This window comes from Archangium sp., assembly GCF_036388035.1.
Lineage (GTDB): Bacteria > Myxococcota > Myxococcia > Myxococcales > Myxococcaceae > Archangium.
The window spans coordinates 1-1880 of the sequence record NZ_DASVSO010001048.1; the positions used below are offsets into that span (position 1 = coordinate 1).

General features: G+C 71.2%; 3 protein-coding genes. All 3 read right to left on the bottom strand.

Annotation, left to right across the window (positions count from 1 at the left end; genetic code table 11):
* Positions 1-355, bottom strand: a 355-nt coding sequence (locus VF697_RS43210; RefSeq protein WP_331104610.1) for a response regulator, incomplete at its 3' end; no start/stop codon positions are given.
* Positions 356-358: 3 nt separating this feature from the next.
* Positions 359-1264, bottom strand: coding sequence for a protein-glutamate O-methyltransferase CheR (locus tag VF697_RS43215; RefSeq protein WP_331104611.1), 906 nt, complete (start codon positions 1262-1264; stop codon positions 359-361).
* A complete protein-coding gene (locus tag VF697_RS43220) occupies positions 1261-1818 on the bottom strand; it encodes a chemotaxis protein CheW (protein ID WP_331104612.1) in 558 nt (185 codons plus the stop codon). Before VF697_RS43220 ends, VF697_RS43215 begins: the two co-directional genes overlap by 4 nt.
* Between the last annotated feature and the right edge of the window lie 62 nt (positions 1819-1880).

Sequence of the window (1880 nt, forward strand, 5' to 3'; positions counted from 1 at the left end):
CGCGCAGGAAGTCCCCGACGCCCAACATGGGCTTGGAGATGATCTCCACCGCGCCCTCCTGCAGCGCGCGCGCCGCCATCTCCGAGCCCGGCCCCGCCAGCCCGGAGCACACCACCACCGGCACCGGCGCCTCCTCCCGCATGAGCTCGCGCAGGAACGTCAGCCCATCCATGCGCGGCATCTCCAGGTCCAGCAGCACCACATCCGGCTGGTAGCTCTTCATCTTCTGCCGCGCGATGAGCGGGTCGGAGGCCACCTCCACCACCATGCCCGGCACGTGCTCCAGCAGCGTCAGCACGCCCTGACGCACCACCGCCGAGTCATCCACCACCAGTACCCGCAGCGCCTCGGCCATGCATCACCCGCGAGCAGCGGCCTCCAGCGCGGAGGAACGCGGCGCGTAGACGGTAGGCATCACCGTGCGCACGCGCCAGCCGAGCCCCGTGAGGCTCTCGGAGTGTCCGAGGAAGAGGAGCCCCTGGGGCGACAGGTGGCCCAGCAGCCGCTCCACCGCCCGGGCCTTCGAGGCCGCGTCGAAGTAGATGAGGACGTTGCGGCAGAAGATGAGGTCGAAGCGCCCCACCACCCCGTGCCCCTCATTCAGGTTCACCCGCTGGAAGCGCACCAGGGCGCGCAGCTCGGGGCCCGCCTTCATCCGCCCCTCCTGGCTCCCCGTGCCCTTCAGCATGTACGCCCGGAGGTAGTTCTTCGGAATCTCCCCGGCCTTGTCCAACGGCCAGGTCGCCTGGCGTGCCCGCTCCAGGATGCGCGTGGAGAGGTCCGTCGCCGTGATGTCGATCTCCCAGCCCTCGTTCGCCGGCAGGTGGTGGCGCAGCACCATGGCCAGGGAGAAGGGCTCCTCGCCCGTCGAGCACCCCGCGCTCCACACCCGCACCCGCCGTCCCTCACCGCCGCCGGTGTGCCCCTGCGCGCGCCAGCCCGGCAACACCTCCTGCTCCAGGAGCTGGAAGTGCCTCGGCTCCCGGAAGAAGTGCGTCTCGTGCGTGCACAGCGCGTCCAGCATCCGCACCCGCTCCGCCTCGTCCTCGCCCACCCGCGACAGGTAGGCGCCGAACGAGAGCCCGCCCAGCTCACGCAGCCGGCGCGAGAGCCGTCCCACCAGCAACGCCTTCTTCGCGGGCGCGAGCCAGATGCCCGCCTCGCGATAGACGAGCCGCTGGTAGGCGCTGAACTCCCGCTCGCTGAGCGGGGGCTGCTCGAAGGGAGGGGGGCTGTGCCGCTGCTCCGCGAGGGCCTCGCTCATGCCACCTCACCCGAGGACTCCCGCGGGGCGTCCGAGGGCCGAGGCTCGGCGGGGGCGGCCACCGGGGCCTGGAGGACGCTGGCCGCCAGCACCTCCTGGGTGCTGAGCACCTTGTCGATGTCCAGGAGCAGGACGAACTTGCGCGCCCCGCCCGGCCGGCCCATGCCCACCAGGTAGTCCACGTGCACCGGCGCGCCGAAGGACGGCGGCGGCACCACCTCCCCGGGCCCCAGGTCGATGACCTGCCCGATGGAGTCCGACAGCAGTCCCAGCACGACGCGCTCGCCCCCCAGCTTCACCTCCACCACCACGATGCAGCTCCACCGGGTGAGGCTGGCCGGCGGCATGCCCAGCTTCACCGAGAGGTCCACCACGGGCACCACGCTGCCGCGCAGGTTGAACACCCCTCTCACCCAGGACGGCGTGCCGGGGATGCGCGTCACCGTGTCGTACTCGATGATCTCCTTCACCTGCAGGATGCCGAGGGCGAACTCCTCCCCGGCGAGGAAGAAGCTGAGGTACTGCGAGGACGCGATGGCTGTCTGTCCGCTCATGGTCGTCTCCTAGAAGCGCTTGAACTCGCGGTCCTCTTCCGGGAGCGCGACGGGGTGCGAGG

Bases quoted from the DNA above. Each gene is read 5' to 3' on its own strand.
- VF697_RS43215 (WP_331104611.1), bottom strand. From the start codon at position 1,264: ATGAGCGAGGCCCTCGCGGAGCAGCGGCACAGCCCCCCTCCCTTCGAG.
- VF697_RS43220 (WP_331104612.1), bottom strand. From the start codon at position 1,818: ATGAGCGGACAGACAGCCATCGCGTCCTCGCAGTACCTCAGCTTCTTC.